15 protein-coding genes and 1 riboswitch are annotated in these 15702 nt (G+C 43.0%); of the genes, 12 read left to right on the top strand and 3 right to left on the bottom strand.

Going from position 1 to position 15702, the window contains the following annotated elements; all coding sequences use genetic code 11:
- The first annotated feature begins 42 nt into the window (after window positions 1-42).
- The 5 genes from AXF18_RS05120 to AXF18_RS05140 all read left to right on the top strand — a co-directional run bounded on the left by AXF18_RS05120 (window position 43) and on the right by AXF18_RS05140 (window position 6813).
- Window positions 43-2379, top strand: coding sequence for an endonuclease MutS2 (locus AXF18_RS05120; protein WP_049499979.1), 2337 nt, complete (start codon window positions 43-45; stop codon window positions 2377-2379).
- A 168-nt stretch (window positions 2380-2547) separates the two neighbouring features.
- Window positions 2548-2636: riboswitch (glycine riboswitch) on the top strand.
- 89 nt (window positions 2637-2725) lie between these two features.
- A complete protein-coding gene (locus AXF18_RS05125) occupies window positions 2726-4048 on the top strand; it encodes a sodium:alanine symporter family protein (RefSeq protein ID WP_065371588.1) in 1323 nt (440 codons plus the stop codon).
- A 130-nt stretch (window positions 4049-4178) separates the two neighbouring features.
- Entirely contained in the window at window positions 4179-4727 is a 549-nt protein-coding gene (locus AXF18_RS05130) for a carboxymuconolactone decarboxylase family protein (protein WP_000206774.1), read from the top strand.
- A gap of 14 nt (window positions 4728-4741) precedes the next feature.
- Window positions 4742-5806: an acyl-CoA dehydrogenase family protein gene (locus tag AXF18_RS05135; RefSeq protein WP_049550244.1), complete on the top strand. Its 1065-nt coding sequence runs from the start codon at window positions 4742-4744 to the stop codon at window positions 5804-5806.
- Window positions 5807-5913: 107 nt separating this feature from the next.
- Window positions 5914-6813: a TDT family transporter gene (locus AXF18_RS05140; protein ID WP_049500880.1), complete on the top strand. Its 900-nt coding sequence runs from the start codon at window positions 5914-5916 to the stop codon at window positions 6811-6813.
- A gap of 25 nt (window positions 6814-6838) precedes the next feature.
- Here the strand turns inward: AXF18_RS05140 and serS are convergent, their stop codons facing one another.
- The 3 genes from serS to AXF18_RS05155 form a co-directional block, all read right to left on the bottom strand.
- Complete coding sequence (gene serS, locus AXF18_RS05145) at window positions 6839-8113, bottom strand: serine--tRNA ligase (RefSeq protein WP_049550245.1); 1275 nt, start codon at window positions 8111-8113, stop codon at window positions 6839-6841.
- A gap of 215 nt (window positions 8114-8328) precedes the next feature.
- Window positions 8329-8700 carry a DUF956 family protein gene (locus AXF18_RS05150; protein WP_049550246.1) on the bottom strand — a complete coding sequence of 124 codons (372 nt, stop codon included), beginning with the start codon at window positions 8698-8700 and terminating at the stop codon, window positions 8329-8331.
- 2 nt (window positions 8701-8702) lie between these two features.
- On the bottom strand, window positions 8703-10067 hold the full coding sequence (locus tag AXF18_RS05155; RefSeq protein ID WP_049550247.1) for an aspartate kinase: 1365 nt from the start codon (window positions 10065-10067) through the stop codon (window positions 8703-8705).
- Between the two features lie 282 nt (window positions 10068-10349).
- On the opposite strand from AXF18_RS05155, the gene AXF18_RS05160 reads away from it, so the two are divergent.
- From AXF18_RS05160 to fabG, 7 genes are all read left to right on the top strand, one after another.
- The gene (locus AXF18_RS05160; RefSeq protein ID WP_001015587.1) at window positions 10350-11135 is read left to right on the top strand and encodes an enoyl-CoA hydratase; all 786 of its coding nucleotides are present in this window, start codon (window positions 10350-10352) and stop codon (window positions 11133-11135) included.
- A gap of 90 nt (window positions 11136-11225) precedes the next feature.
- Entirely contained in the window at window positions 11226-11660 is a 435-nt protein-coding gene (locus AXF18_RS05165) for a MarR family winged helix-turn-helix transcriptional regulator (protein WP_000386338.1), read from the top strand.
- Complete coding sequence (locus AXF18_RS05170; RefSeq protein ID WP_065371589.1) at window positions 11660-12634, top strand: beta-ketoacyl-ACP synthase III; 975 nt, start codon at window positions 11660-11662, stop codon at window positions 12632-12634. The genes AXF18_RS05165 and AXF18_RS05170 overlap by 1 nt, the downstream gene beginning before the upstream one ends.
- Before the next feature lie 57 nt (window positions 12635-12691).
- Window positions 12692-12916, top strand: a complete 225-nt coding sequence (locus tag AXF18_RS05175; RefSeq protein WP_000257840.1) for an acyl carrier protein — start codon at window positions 12692-12694, stop codon at window positions 12914-12916.
- A gap of 117 nt (window positions 12917-13033) precedes the next feature.
- A complete protein-coding gene (fabK, locus tag AXF18_RS05180) occupies window positions 13034-14008 on the top strand; it encodes an enoyl-[acyl-carrier-protein] reductase FabK (RefSeq protein WP_000857452.1) in 975 nt (324 codons plus the stop codon).
- Entirely contained in the window at window positions 14001-14921 is a 921-nt protein-coding gene (fabD, locus tag AXF18_RS05185) for an ACP S-malonyltransferase (RefSeq protein ID WP_065371590.1), read from the top strand. The genes fabK and fabD overlap by 8 nt, the downstream gene beginning before the upstream one ends.
- Window positions 14922-14966: 45 nt before the next feature.
- Complete coding sequence (gene fabG / locus AXF18_RS05190; RefSeq protein ID WP_001177612.1) at window positions 14967-15698, top strand: 3-oxoacyl-[acyl-carrier-protein] reductase; 732 nt, start codon at window positions 14967-14969, stop codon at window positions 15696-15698.
- Window positions 15699-15702: the final 4 nt, after the last annotated feature.

The following is a 15702-nucleotide window of genomic DNA, read 5'->3' on the forward strand; positions in this document are numbered from 1 at the left end:
CTAGTTGCTATAATCTTTTAAACCAGCATACAAGGAAAAAATATGAATACAAAAATACTAGAAACCTTAGAATTTAATAAAATCAAAACCTTGTTTGAACCGCATCTCCTGACAGAACAAGGCCTAGAGGAGCTAAAAGGCTTGGCTCCAACTGCTAAGGTGGATAAGATCAAGCAAGCCTTTACAGAGATGGAGGAAATGCAAGCCCTATTTGTGGAGCAACCTCACTTTACTATCCTAGCGACACGTGAGCTTTCAGCTGTCTGCAAGCGTCTGGAGATGGGGGCGGACCTCAATATTGAGGAGTTCTTGCTTCTCAAACGAGTCTTGCTTGCTAGCAGAGAGTTGCAAAGTTTTTACGACAATCTAGAAAACGTACGCTTGGAGCAGTTGGCGAGATGGTTTGAGAAACTGCATGAGTTTCCACACTTGCAAGGAAGTCTCCAAGCTCTAAATGATGCAGGATTTATCGAGAATTTTGCCAGCGAAGAACTAGCACGTATCCGTCGGAAAATCCATGATAGCGAGAGTCAAGTTCGAGATGTCTTGCAAGACTTACTCAAGCAAAAAGCGCAGATGTTGACGGAAGGTATAATCGCTAGCAGAAATGGCCGTCAAGTTTTACCAGTAAAGAACACCTATCGCAATAAGATTGCAGGTGTTGTCCATGACATCTCTGCCAGTGGTAATACGGTTTATATCGAGCCACGTGAGGTGGTCAAGCTGAGCGAAGAAATCGCTAGTCTGCGAGCTGACGAACGCTATGAGATGATTCGCATCCTGCAGGAACTATCGGAACGGGTTCGTCCTCATGCTGCTGAGATTGCTAATGATGCTTGGATTATCGGCCATTTAGACTTGATTCGTGCCAAGGTGCGTTTCATTCAAGAAAGACAAGCAGTCGTTCCCCAACTTTCAGAGAATCAAGAGATTCAACTTCTTCATGTTCGCCATCCTTTGGTCAAAAATGCAGTGGCAAACGATGTACACTTTGGTAAGGAATTAACAGCTATTGTCATTACAGGTCCCAATACTGGTGGGAAGACCATCATGCTCAAAACCCTAGGCTTGACTCAACTCATGGCCCAATCTGGATTGCCCATTCTAGCTGACAAGGGAAGCCGTGTCGGTGTTTTTGAGGAAATCTTCGCAGATATTGGGGATGAGCAGTCTATCGAGCAAAGCCTGTCTACCTTCTCCAGCCACATGACCAATATCGTAGATATTCTTGGCAAGGTCAATCAGCACTCGCTCTTATTGCTAGATGAGCTTGGGGCAGGTACCGATCCGCAGGAAGGAGCAGCGCTTGCTATGGCTATTCTGGAGGATCTTCGTCTGCGTCAGGTCAAGACTATGGCTACGACCCACTATCCAGAACTCAAGGCTTATGGTATTGAGACAGCCTTTGTGCAAAATGCCAGCATGGAGTTTGATACTGCCAGCTTGCGTCCGACCTATCGCTTTATGCAGGGAGTTCCTGGCCGAAGCAATGCCTTTGAAATTGCCAAACGTCTGGGCTTGTCAGAGGTCATCGTAGGAGATGCCAGCCAGCAGGTCAACCAAGATAATGATGTCAACCGTATCATTGAACAATTGGAAGAGCAAACGCTTGAAAGTCGCAAACGCTTGGACAATATTCGTGAGGTGGAGCAAGAAAACCTCAAGATGAACCGTGCACTCAAAAAACTCTACAATGAGCTTAATCGTGAAAAGGAAACTGAGCTCAACAAGGCGCGTGAACAAGCTGCCGAGATTGTGGAACTCGCTCTAAGTGAAAGTGACCAGATTCTCAAAAATCTCCATAGCAAATCTCAACTCAAACCCCATGAAATCATTGAAGCCAAGGCTGAGCTGAAAAAACTAGCTCCTGAAAAAGTAGACTTATCTAAAAACAAGGTCCTTCAAAAAGCCAAGAAAAAACGAGCTCCGAAGGTGGGGGATGATATTGTGGTCCTCAGTTATGGACAACGTGGAACCTTGACCAATCAGCTTAAGGACGGCCGTTGGGAAGCCCAAGTCGGTTTAATCAAGATGACCTTGGAAGAGAAAGAATTTGACCTTGTTCAGGCTCAGCAAGAAGCCCCAGTCAAGAAAAAACAAGTCAATGTCGTCAAACGAGCTTCTGGTCGTGGTCCGCAAGCGAGACTGGATCTCCGAGGCAAACGGTACGAAGAGGCTATGAATGAGCTGGACGCCTTTATCGACCAAGCCCTGCTCAATAACATGGCGCAAGTCGACATCATCCATGGTATCGGTACGGGAGTCATCCGTGAGGGCGTCACCAAATACCTGCAAAGAAACAAGCATGTCAAGAGTTTTGGCTATGCTCCACAAAATGCTGGAGGCAGTGGCGCCACCATTGTAACCTTTAAAGGATAGAGAGAAGAAGGATTCACTCTTTCTGAAAAAAGAAGTGAAAAGTCAAAAATTTTCATAGAATATATTGACAAAGACTAACTTTTCTTGTAAAATAATAAAAAATTAAATACCAACACCGAATGAAGTTTAATAGAAGTGGAGAAAGGTTTGTTTTCCATGACTGTAAATGGACGGAACTCTGGAGAGACCGTAAAGGCACCGAAGGGGCAAGGCAGGTAACTGCTCAAACTCTCAGGTAAAAGGACAGAGCTAGGATAGACCGCTTTTTGGCATTTATCTAAGCATTCCAGAGTACATGTGTCTTGCATGTGCTCTTTCTTTTGGGGTTGAAAGATAGGAGAAGGACATGTTAGAATTGCTTAGAGCGCTTGATGCTTTTGCTTGGGGGCCTCCCCTCTTGATCTTATTGGTCGGAACGGGTATCTATTTGACCATCCGACTAGGCCTTTTGCAGGTAGCTCGTCTCCCAAAGGCCTTTCAGCTGATCTTTACCAAGGATAAGGGGCATGGAGATGTGTCGAGCTTTGCTGCTCTCTGTACGGCTCTAGCCGCCACCGTTGGTACGGGAAATATTATCGGGGTAGCGACAGCCATTAAGGTTGGAGGACCAGGGGCCCTCTTTTGGATGTGGATGGCGGCCTTTTTTGGGATGGCGACCAAGTATGCCGAAGGCTTACTGGCCATCAAATACCGTACTAAGGATGCAAATGGAGCTGTAGCTGGAGGACCCATGCATTACATCCTTTTGGGGATGGGAGAAAAGTGGCGTCCACTTGCTATCTTCTTTGCCCTAGCGGGTGTATTGGTAGCTCTTCTAGGGATTGGTACCTTTACCCAAGTTAATTCGATTACAGAATCCATTCAAAATACAGCCCAAGTTGATCCAGTTATCACAGCTCTGATTTTATCCATTTTTGTAGGGATTGCTGTCTTTGGTGGCCTCAAATCCATATCAAAAGTTTCGACAGCAGTGGTTCCTTTTATGGCTATTGTCTATATTCTGGGAACTCTTACAGTTATTCTCTTTAATATCGAGGAAATCCCAGCCACACTTGCACTGATCTTTACTTCAGCCTTTAGTCCGGCGGCCGCGGTAGGTGGTTTTGCAGGTGCCAGCATTCGGATGGCTATCCAAAATGGTGTGGCGAGAGGAGTCTTTTCTAACGAATCTGGCCTAGGATCAGCTCCCATTGCGGCGGCTGCGGCTAAGACAAATGAGCCTGTCGAGCAAGGCTTGATTTCCATGACAGGAACCTTTATTGATACCCTCATTATCTGTACGTTGACTGGTTTAACAATCTTGGTAACTGGTGTTTGGAGTGGTGATTTGAATGGGGTTGCCTTGACCCAGTCAGCCTTTTCAACAGTTTTTTCACATTTTGGACCTTCCCTCTTGACCATTTTCCTTGTACTCTTTGCCTTTACGACGATTCTCGGATGGAACTACTACGGAGAACGCTGTTTTGAGTTTCTCTTTGGTGTTCGTTTTATCTGGCTTTACCGTGTAGTCTTTGTAGTCATGGTCTTGTTGGGAGGATTTATCGAGTTGGATATGGTCTGGATTATTGCAGATATCGTCAATGCCTTGATGGCTTTACCAAACTTGATTGCCCTCATAGTCTTATCGCCAGTCGTTATTTCCGAAACCAGAAAGTATTTTAAACACTAACCCAATCACACTTTTAGTGTGATTTTTTTATTTCATAGACATTTCCTATCAAGGCTATTGAAAATATATATTATCCAAGTGGAAAATTCTATGATAGACTAAATGACAATAAAATGAAAAGAGGTTTCTTATGACAACATTTACCATCCACACAGTAGAATCAGCACCAGCAGAAGTGAAAGAAGTTCTTGAAACAGTACAAAAAGATAACAATGGCTATATTCCCAACCTAATCGGTCTCTTGGCCAATGCCCCAACCGCGCTTGAAGCCTACCGAACTGTCGGAGCCATCAACCGTCGCAATAGCTTAACACCAGTAGAACGCGAAGTAGTACAAATCACAGCTGCCGTAACCAATGGTTGTGCTTTCTGCGTCGCAGGTCACACAGCCTTTTCAATCAAACAAATCCAGATGAATGATGATCTTCTCCAAGCTCTCCGCAACCGCACTCCGATTGAAACAGATCCAAAACTAGATACTCTAGCTAAGTTTACCTTGGCGGTCATCAATACCAAAGGGCGTGTAGGAGATGAAGCCTTGGCTGAATTTTTGGAAGCTGGCTACACGCAACAAAATGCCTTGGACGTGGTTCTCGGTGTTAGTCTTGCCAGCCTCTGCAACTATGCCAACAACCTAGCCAATACGCCTATTAACCCAGAATTACAACCTTATGCATAAAAGGAGGAAAGAGTATGGGATTTTTTTCCGAAGAGTTTTTGAGCTGGTTAGACCAGCATGCTGATGAAATTGATAAACAGTCTTGTGAGGCTGGAGAGCAACTGATTGAAAGGATTGCAGCAGAAGGAGCTTTTCGTGTAGGTGTTCCAGAATCTCTCGGCGGTTCAGACGGAAGTGATCAAGATGTCATTGATATCCTAGCAGAGCTCGCTCAACATTCCTTGACGGCCTCCTTTATTTCTTGGGGACAACGCACCCTAATTGACAATATTATCCATTCAGAGAATTCCTATTTGAAAGAAAACTATCTGGAAAAACTCTTGTCTGGTGAATATGCAGGCGCAACTGCTCTGTCTAATGCGGTCAAGTATTTATCTGATTTAGAAGAGCTGAATGTTTATATCATCGAAGAAAAAGGACAATTTTATCTAAAAGGGCGACTGCCATGGGTAACCAATGCCCGTAGAAATCGATTCTTAACCATTTTTGTAGCAGGTTTTGCTGATGATCCAAGTAAAAGTTATGTGGTGGCTGTGCCATCAGATGCAGAGAATTTTAGTCGTTCGGAAGACTTAGAATTCGTTTCTCTTCAGGGAGGAAACACTGCTGCTTTGACCTTTAATCGGGTTCCTTTAAAAGAAGAGTGGATTCTATCCAAGAATGCTAAAGAGTTTTTAACTCAAAATCGTCCCGCTTTTTTAGGTTACCAATTTGGTTTGGCTTTTGGATTAGCTGAACGCTCCCTATCAGAAGTAGAAAAAGAATTGGGGAAACGAAGAGTATTAACAGATGAATGGCAATACCAGGTAGAGCAGTTAGATGCTATTCGGCAAGCTCTTTATCAGGGATTGTCTGACCGGTCCTATTTCGTTACCAATCCGCGTGAACTCTTTCAGTTAAGAATAGACATTGTGGATGTGGTTGCTCAAAGTCTTCTGTTAGAGTTGCAAGCTGGTGGAGGTAGAGGCTACTTTAGCAAATCAACATCTGGTTTTATTCGTCGTTGGAATGAAGGAGCCTTTCTTCCGATTGTCTCTCCAAGCGCTGTTCAGTTGCGCCATATCTTAGCAACGAGTTAAAAAATAGTAGAATAAAAACGAAGTTTGAATTTCTAACTTCGTTTTTTAAGTCCTCATTTAAGCGCTTTTATGCTATACTAATAATAACATGATTATTGGAGGCTCGGATGAAAAAGCTCCCCTTGGTATTTTCTGGCTGTTTATTAGGTCTAGCAGGTGCAGGAAATCTGATTGCAGATACTTGGCCAGTTCTGTCGCATTTATTGAGTCTGACTGGATTAGTTTTGTGGCTTTTCTTTCTGATTCTTCATCTTTTTAATTGGTCTGAAACCAAGCGAGAATTGACCAAAGCCCCTCTCTTATCTGGCATGGCTACCTTTCCCATGGCCGGGATGATTTTATCGACCTATGTCTTTCGCGTATTCCCTGTTCTTCCTTTGGTAGCACAAGGAATCTGGTGGTTTTCATTTCTCTTGGATTTAGCTTTGATTGCTACTTTTACCATCAAATTTGCCTGTCCTGGTCGGAGGGTCAATGCGACTCCAAGTTGGACGGTACTCTATGTGGGAATAGCAGTAGCAGCCTTGACCTATCCTCTGGTAGGCATTATCGAGATTGCCTATGCAACCTTGAGTTTTGGTTTTGTCTTGACCTTCTATCTCTATCCGCTTATTTATAGCGATTTAAAGAAATCTCCACTCCCACTAGCCTTGCTTGGACAGGAAGGAATCTACTGTGCTCCCTTTTCCCTACTCTTAGCTTCTCTAGTTCGAGTTGGAGGAGCAGGCCTACCGACTTGGCTCTTGATTGTCATGATTTTGGCATCTCAGTCCTTCTTTTTCTTTGTTTTAACTCGCCTGCCCAATATTTTAAAACAAGGCTTTCAACCAGCCTTCTCAGCCCTCACCTTCCCAACCATTATCACAGCTACTTCGCTCAAGATGGCTCAGGGGCTTTTGAAACTCCCTTTTTTAGATTATCTGGTACTGGCTGAAATCTTCATTTGTCTATCTATTTTACTCTTTGTCTTAGCTTCTTATCTGATTTGGTTACGAAAAAAGGTCTAGCTATATTCTAGCTAGGCCTTGTTTTTTATGGTTTGATAACTTCAGCTCCACCCATGTATGGACGAAGAGCTTCTGGAATGGTTACAGAACCATCTGCATTTTGGTAGTTTTCAAGAATAGCAGCCACTGTACGCCCAACTGCAAGTCCAGAACCATTCAAGGTGTGAAGAAGTTTAACTTTACCATCTGCTTCATCACGGTAGCGAATTTGAGCACGACGGGCTTGGAAATCTTCTGTATTTGAACAGCTTGAGATTTCACGGTAGGTATTTTGCGCTGGAATCCAAACTTCCAAGTCGTAAGTCTTGGAAGCTGAGAAGCCCATATCCCCAGTAGAGAGGGCAACGACACGGTACGGAAGATTGAGTTTTTGAAGGATGTTTTCAGCGTTGGCTGTCATTTTTTCTAATTCTTCATAAGATTCTTCTGGTTTTGCAAATTTGACCATTTCAACCTTGTGGAATTGGTGCAGACGGATCAAGCCACGTGTATCACGACCAGCAGAACCCGCTTCAGAACGGAATGATGGACTCATAGCAGTGAAGTAGATTGGTAGGTCTTTACCGTCAAGGATTTCATCACGGTAGTAGTTTGTAAGAGGCACTTCAGCTGTAGGAATGAGGACATAATTAGTGTCTTTCAATTCAAAAGTGTCTTCCTTGAATTTTGGATATTGCCCAGTACCAAACATAGAGTCATGGTTAACCATGTAAGGTGTGATAACTTCCGTATAGCCTTCTTTACCATGCTCATCCAACATGAAGTTGTAGATAGCGCGTTCCAAACGAGCCCCAAGTCCTTTATAGAAGAGGAAACGAGCGCCCGTTACCTTACCACCGCGTTCCCAGTCAAGGATACCCAAGTCTTCACCAAGATCCCAGTGAGCTTTTGGTTCAAAGTCAAACTCGCGCGGAGTCCCCCAACGGCGAACTTCCACATTGTCATCTTCGTCAGCCCCAACAGGAACGCTGTCGGCAGGGATGTTTGGAAGAGTAGTGGTAAATTCTGTCAATTTAGCATCGATGTCTGCCAACTCAGCATCCAAGGCTTTGACTTCAGCAGATAGGGTTTGCATCGCAGCAATCTTGTCATCGGCATTTTCCTTGTTGCGCTTGGCTTGGGCAATCTCAGCAGAAACTGTGTTACGTTCTGCTTTGAGAGTTTCAACCTTGACCAAGATGTCGCGACGTTTAGCATCGATTTCTTTCATCTCATTTAAGACAGCAGCATCTACACCACGTGTAGCCAATTTTTCTGCGACAGCATCAAAATCTGTACGAATTCGTTTGATATCTAACATAAGTCCTCCTTTATATGAAAAAAGCACACCTGACAAAGCGTTGGAGTGGCAGGGCCACGGTTCCATCCAACTTCACAGGTGTGCACTTGATTGTGTATGTAATTATAAACAACGGTAGAATTTCACCTATCCCTCCTATCTGCTCGCAGCACCCGCAGACTTTCTGAAAGAAGGAGATAACTTACTTATCCGTTGCTATGATTATACTAAAGTTTCTACTTTTTTGCAAACAGATTTTTAAATTTTTGTCCAATGGTCTGGAGTAGAGTCGGAAGTTTCACAACCTTTTCGTTTCCTAATTTTTCCCGAGCGATTTTTAGGATAGCTCCAGAGTCTTTTGAAGCAAAGAGGAATTTTCCTTGATCGGTAAAGACTTCAAAGTGGCGGCTGATCTTGCGACCACTTACGTTGGCTCCGATTTGCTGAATGCTGGACCAGGGGATTTGAATATATTGTTCGACATTGACATCAGGATAAAACTCTAAGGCTTGATCCCCGACTAAAAATTTTCCAACTTTTCCAGAGATAGAGAGGTAAGATGTCCCAGTAGTTTGGAGGTCAATGACTTGATTGAGTGATTGGGCCATGATTAGTCTTCCTTACTTTCACCGAAAAAGGCATGATAGAGAGCCTTGATGGCTGCTTTTTCTTGCTCTTTATTGACAACAAACATGATGGAAACTTCACTTGAACCTTGGGACATCATCTGGATGTTGATTTTATTCTCAGACAAAGCCCGTGTTGCAGTAGCAGTTACCCCGATATGGCTCTTCATCTTTTCTCCTACAATCATAATGATGGAAAGGTCATGTTCGATTTCAGCATGGTCCACTTCAGCTTTTTGAACGAGTTGACGTAGAATTTCTTCTTCTTTGATAGGAGTCAATTCGCGGGAGCGGAGGATGATTGAAAGATCGTCAATACCTGTAGGCATGTGTTCCCAACCGATGTTGAGGTCCTCAAGGATTTGAAGAACCTTGCGACCAAACCCGACTTCACGGTTCATGAGGTATTTAGACATGTTGATGCTGACGAATCCTGAGTCACCTGCAATCCCTACTACTGGGAATTTATCACTACTGTGTTCTAAAACAATGCGTGTTCCTGGGTGGTCAGGGTTGTTGGTATTCTTGATGACAAGAGGAATTTTTCCTCGGTAGGCAGGAAGAAGGGCTTCGTCATGAAGGACTGAAAATCCAGCGTAAGCCAACTCCCGCATTTCACGGTAGGTTAATTCAGGAATGGAGTGTGGTTGGTGGATGATACCAGGGTGGGCAGCAAAGATACCATTTACGTCTGTAAAGTTTTCATAGAGATCAGCCTTAACACCTGCTGCAATGATAGAACCTGTGATATCTGAACCACCACGTGAAAAAGTACAGATTTGATTTTCCTTAGTCACACCAAAGAAACCAGGGATGACAAGGACTTCGTTGCTATCAGCCAAGCCTTCAATCTTATCATAACTAGATGGGATGATGCGTGCGTTTCCTGGTTCACTTGTGACAACAATTCCAGCTTCTCTTGGGTGAACATAGCGTGCATCGATACCGTTTTGGTTAAAGTAGGCTGCAATCAATTTGGCATTGTTATTTTCTCCAGCCGCTAGGAAGGTATCATAGAGAAATTCATTGTCCTCTATAGGGAGAGTTGCCAAGGCCCGAATACTTTTAGAGATTTTTTCTAAAACAGCAGGTTTTAATCCTAGTTCACTAACCATAGCGGCATAACGGTCAATGATCCAGCTTTGGCTAGCACTGATGTCATTTCCAGCCACATAGTCACGATAGTATTTGATCAAGGCATCGGTTACCTTGGTATCTTCAGCATTGCGTTTGCCGGGTGCAGAAACGACTACAAAACGGCGTTCTTTATCACTTTTAACGATGTTTAAAACTTTTTCTAACTGACCAGCAGAGGCAAGTGAGCTTCCGCCAAATTTTACAACCTTCATAAGGACTCCTCAAGTAAGTATTTTATACGATTATAGCAGAAAGAGGGGTATTTTTCAATGAAGAAAATAACTTCCTATTATAATAGAAGAAAACACTAACTTATTCTGAAAAGCGATAACCGTTTAAAAGTAAGAGTGTCAAATTTTACTCACACTCATAAATGATGGGTAAATAATCAGCTGAGACACTTTCCTTTAGTTTTTCCTTGCCTCTTTATCTAAAAAAAGGTATACTTTGATGATAAAACAATTTTATTGCCTTATAAAAGAAAAGGAGAAGCTATGAATCATATCTTATATCAGATCGTAGATGATCTGGCTATCATTACTTTGAATCGTCCCGAAGTGGCAAATGGTTTCCATATCCCAATGTGTGAGGAGATTTTAGAAGCTTTGACTCTAGCAGAGCAGGATCAAGCTGTGCAGTTCATCTTGATTAATGCTAATGGGAAGGTTTTTTCAGTTGGGGGAGACTTGGTTGAGATGAAACGAGCAGTAGACGAAGATGATATCCCTTCTTTGAATAAGATTGCAGAATTAGTCAATACAATTTCTTTTAAAATCAAGCAAATTCCTAAACCTGTTTTGATGGAGGTAGATGGAGCGGTTGCTGGTGCTGCAGCAAATATGGCAGTAGCAGTTGATTTCTGTTTAGCGACTGACAAGGCAAAATTTATCCAAGCCTTTGTCGGAGTGGGATTGGCGCCAGACGCTGGTGGGATTCATCTCTTGAGTCGTAGCATCGGGGTAACACGGGCTGCACAACTTGCCATGACAGGTGAAGCCTTGACTGCTGAAAAAGCGCTAGAATGGGGCGTGGTATACCGTGTTTGTGAAGTTGACAAATTAGAAAAAACAAGAGAACAAGTTCTGAAAAAATTAAGAAGAGGTTCAGCAAACTCATACGCAGCGATTAAAAAGTTAGTTTGGGAAAGTCAATTCAAGGATTGGCAGAATTATGCTGAATTAGAATTGAAATTACAAGAATCGTTATCTTTAACTGAAGATTTTAAAGAAGGGGTTCGAGCACATTCTGAAAGAAGAAGACCAAAATTTTCAGGAAAATAAAAAAATACTTGCATAATTTTTTGAAGTTTGTTATACTTCTTTTATCAAATGTTTTGATTGTAAAAGCTTTTTGAGGGGGAGGGAAAAAGTTTGGACTACCAACAAGTAAATGATTATCTAACATCTATTTTTAATAACGTCCTTGTGATCGAGGAGGTTAGCTTACGAGGTAGTCGATTCAAAGACATCTCCATCAAAGAAATGCACACGATCGATGTGATTGGGAAGTTCCCGGAGGCAACGCCAAGTAAGGTTTCAAAAGAACTGATGGTAACTCTTGGGACAGTGACGACGAGTTTGAATAACCTGGAGAGAAAAGGTTATATTGAGCGTATTCGTTCTGACCAAGACCGTCGAGTGGTCTATCTGCATTTGACAAAGCAAGGTCGTTTGGTTCACCGCCTTCATAAACGGTTCCACAAGGCTATGGTCGAAAAAATCATCGATGGCATGAGCCCTGAGGAAAAAGAGGTCATGGGCAGAGGTTTAACGAACCTTTATCAATTTTTGGAGGATTTGAAATAATGGCTTTTGCAAAAATAAGCCAGGTTGCTCATTATGTTCCAGAGCAAGTGGTCACTAATCATGACTTAGCCCAAATCATGGACACAAGCGATGAGTGGATTTCAAGTCGAACAGGAATTAAACAGAGACATATCTCAAAATTAGAGTCTACAAGTGACTTGGCGACAGAAGTTGCTAAGAGCTTGTTAGCTAAAGGGAGCTTAACAGCGGATCAGATTGATTTTATCATTGTAGCGACGATTACCCCAGACTCGATGATGCCTTCCACAGCAGCTCGAGTTCAGGCAAATATCGGAGCGCATAGAGCTTTCGCCTTTGATTTGACAGCAGCTTGCAGTGGCTTTGTATTCGCTCTCTCAACTGCAGAAAAGTTTTTAAGTTCTGGACAGTTCAAAAAAGGGATTGTTATCGGGGCTGAGACCTTATCCAAGGCAGTTGATTGGTCAGATCGTTCAACAGCTGTTCTCTTTGGGGATGGTGCTGGAGGGGTTCTCTTGGAAGCGAGCGAAATACGTCACTTCCTTGTGGAAAGTCTCTATACAGATGGCTCTCGGAGCGAGTGTTTGACCTATGGTCAAACGGCTTTGGCTTCTCCTTTCTCAGATCAAGAAGCAGTTCCTGCTTTTTTGAAGATGGATGGACGAGCAGTTTTTGATTTTGCAAATCGTGATGTTGCTAGATCAATCAAAGAAACCATTGAAAATGGTCCAATCGCAGCATCGGAATTGGATTATCTCTTGCTTCATCAGGCAAATATCCGCATTTTGGATAAGATGGCTAAGAAGATCGGCGTAGACCGAGACAAACTTCCTGCCAATATGATGGAGTATGGAAATACCAGTGCAGCAAGTATCCCGATTTTGCTCTCAGAGTGTGTGGAGAATGGTATGATTCGTTTAGATGGTAGCCAGACGATTCTCCTATCAGGCTTCGGTGGAGGTTTGACATGGGGCACACTCATTCTTACAATCTAGGTAATCATGTGGTAAACACATAGTTATAAATTTTTTATATTTTAAAGGAGTCCTATCATGGCAGTATTTGAAAAAGTACAAGAAATTATCGTTGAAGAACTTGGGAAAGACGCATCAGAAGTAACACTTGAATCTACTTTTGATGATTTGGATGCAGATTCATTGGACTTGTTCCAAGTAATCTCTGAAATCGAAGATGCTTTCGATATCCAAATCGAAGCAGAAGATAACTTGAAAACAGTTGGTGACTTGGTTGCCTACGTTGAAGAGCAAACAAAATAATTAACATATTACTAGAAGGAGTAGGGGAAACCCACTCCCTCTTGTTTAGGTAATAGTTTGAAACTCAAATGATAAACTCATCGAACTATTACGTAAGCAAGGAATGATGGAGGCACTATGAAAACACGTATTACAGAATTATTGAACATTGATTATCCTATTTTTCAAGGAGGAATGGCCTGGGTTGCTGATGGTGACTTGGCTGGTGCAGTATCAAAAGCTGGTGGTCTAGGGATTATCGGTGGTGGGAATGCACCTAAAGAGGTCGTGAAGGCTAATATCGATAAAATCAAATCACTTACGGACAAACCTTTTGGTGTCAACATCATGCTCTTGTCACCTTTTGTAGAAGACATCGTTGATCTCGTGATTGAAGAAGGGGTCAAGGTGGTGACAACTGGTGCAGGTAATCCAAGTAAATACATGACTCGTTTCCATGATGCAGGAATTACTGTTATTCCTGTTGTTCCAAGTGTTGCTTTGGCAAAACGCATGGAAAAAATTGGTGCAGATGCAGTTATTGCAGAAGGAATGGAAGCCGGTGGACATATTGGTAAATTAACAACGATGACCTTGGTTCGCCAAGTTGCTGCAGCTGTTTCAATTCCGGTTATTGCAGCTGGAGGAATTGCGGATGGTGAAGGTGTCGCTGCAGGCTTTATGCTTGGTGCTGAGGCTGTTCAAGTTGGTACGCGTTTCGTAGTAGCTAAGGAATCTAACGCCCATCCAAAATACAAGGAAAAAATCTTAAAAGCGCGTGATATCGATACAACTATTTCCGCTCAACACTTTGGACATGCTGTTCGCGCCATTAAAAATCAGTTAACACGTGACTTTGAGCAGGCTGAAAAAGATGCCTTTAAACAAGAAAATCCAGATTTAGAAATCTTTGAACAAATGGGAGCTGGTGCTCTTGCTAAAGCCGTTGTTCATGGAGATGTAGAAGGTGGATCTGTCATGGCAGGTCAGATCGCTGGTTTGGTATCTAAAGAGGAAACTGTCGAAGAAATCCTAAAAGATCTATACTATGGCGCAGCCAAAAAAATTCAAGAAGAAGCCTCTCGTTGGGCAGGAGTTGTAAGAAATGACTAAAACAGCCTTTCTATTTGCAGGTCAAGGTGCTCAGTATCTAGGAATGGGGCGTGATCTCTATGATCGTTACCCTATCGTCAAGGAAACAATTGACCAAGCCAGTCAGGTTTTGGGTTATGACCTTCGTGACTTGATTGATAAGGAAGAAACTAAGTTAAACCAGACTCGCTATACGCAACCAGCTATTTTAGCGACTTCGGTTGCTATTTACCGACTATTGAAAGAAAAGGGTTACCATCCGGATATGGTAGCAGGATTGTCTCTTGGGGAATATTCTGCTCTTGTAGCAAGTGGTGCCTTGGACTTTGAGGATGCAGTTGCCTTGGTTGCTAAACGTGGTACTTATATGGAAGAGGCTGCACCTGCAGGCTCTGGGAAGATGGTTGCCGTTCTTAATACTCCGGTTGAAGTGATTGAGGAAGCTTGTGAAACAGCCTCTAAAGTTGGAGTAGTGACTCCAGCTAACTACAACACCCCAAGCCAAATCGTTATCGGTGGTGAGGTGGCTGCAGTTAATCGCGCAGTTGAACTCTTGCAGGAAGCAGGAGCAAAACGATTGATTCCTTTAAATGTATCGGGTCCTTTCCATACAGCCCTTCTTGAGCCAGCCAGTCAGCAACTAGCTGGAGCTCTTGAGGGAGTGAGTTTCGCTGATTTTACTTGCCCACTAGTCGGCAATACGGAAGCTGCTGTTATGGAAAAAGGTCGAATCAAAGAGCTTTTGACGCGTCAGGTCAAAGAACCTGTTCGTTTTTATGAAAGTATTGCTGTGATGCAGGATGCTGGGGTAACCAACTTTATTGAAATTGGTCCTGGAAAGGTCCTGTCAGGCTTTGTAAAAAAAATCGATAAAACAGCTCAGCTAGCTAACGTTGAAGACCAAGCAAGCTTGGATGCTTTGTTAGGAAACTAATGATCCCTTCTCCCACAAAATACAACAGGAAACAGGAGAAATAGAATGCAACTTACAAACAAAAATGTCTTTGTAACAGGTTCAAGTCGTGGTATCGGACTTGCCATTGCTCACAAATTTGCCCAACTAGGCGCTAATGTAGTTTTGAATAGTCGCGGAGCAATCTCAGAAGAATTGCTGGCTGAGTTTTCAAACTATGGTGTCAAAGTAGTACCGATTTCAGGTGATGTCTCAGACTTTGCAGATGCCAAGCGTATGGTAGATCAAGCGATTGCAGAACTCGGTTCTGTTGATGTCTTGGTCAACAATGCTGGGATTACTCAAGATACGCTTATGCTCAAGATGACCGAAGAAGACTTTGAAAAAGTGATTAAGATCAACTTGACAGGTGCCTTCAACATGACGCAAGCAGTCTTGAAACAGATGATCAAGGCACGTGAAGGTGCGATTATCAACATGTCTAGTGTGGTCGGTTTGATGGGAAATATCGGACAAGCCAACTATGCAGCTTCTAAAGCAGGCTTGATTGGTTTTACCAAGTCAGTTGCACGTGAAGTTGCCAATCGCAACGTACGAGTAAATGCTCTTGCACCAGGGATGATTGAGTCAGATATGACTGCTGTTTTATCTGATAAGGTCAAGGAAGCGACATTGGCCCAAATCCCAATGAAACATTTTGGTCAAGCAGAACATATCGCAGATGCTACAGTGTTCCTGGCTGGACAGGATTATTTGACTGGACAAGTTCTCGCTGTTGATGGCGGACTTAGCATGTAAAAAA

Origin of the sequence: Streptococcus sp. oral taxon 064, from assembly GCF_001683375.1 — a bacterium.
Classification (GTDB): domain Bacteria; phylum Bacillota; class Bacilli; order Lactobacillales; family Streptococcaceae; genus Streptococcus; species Streptococcus oralis_S.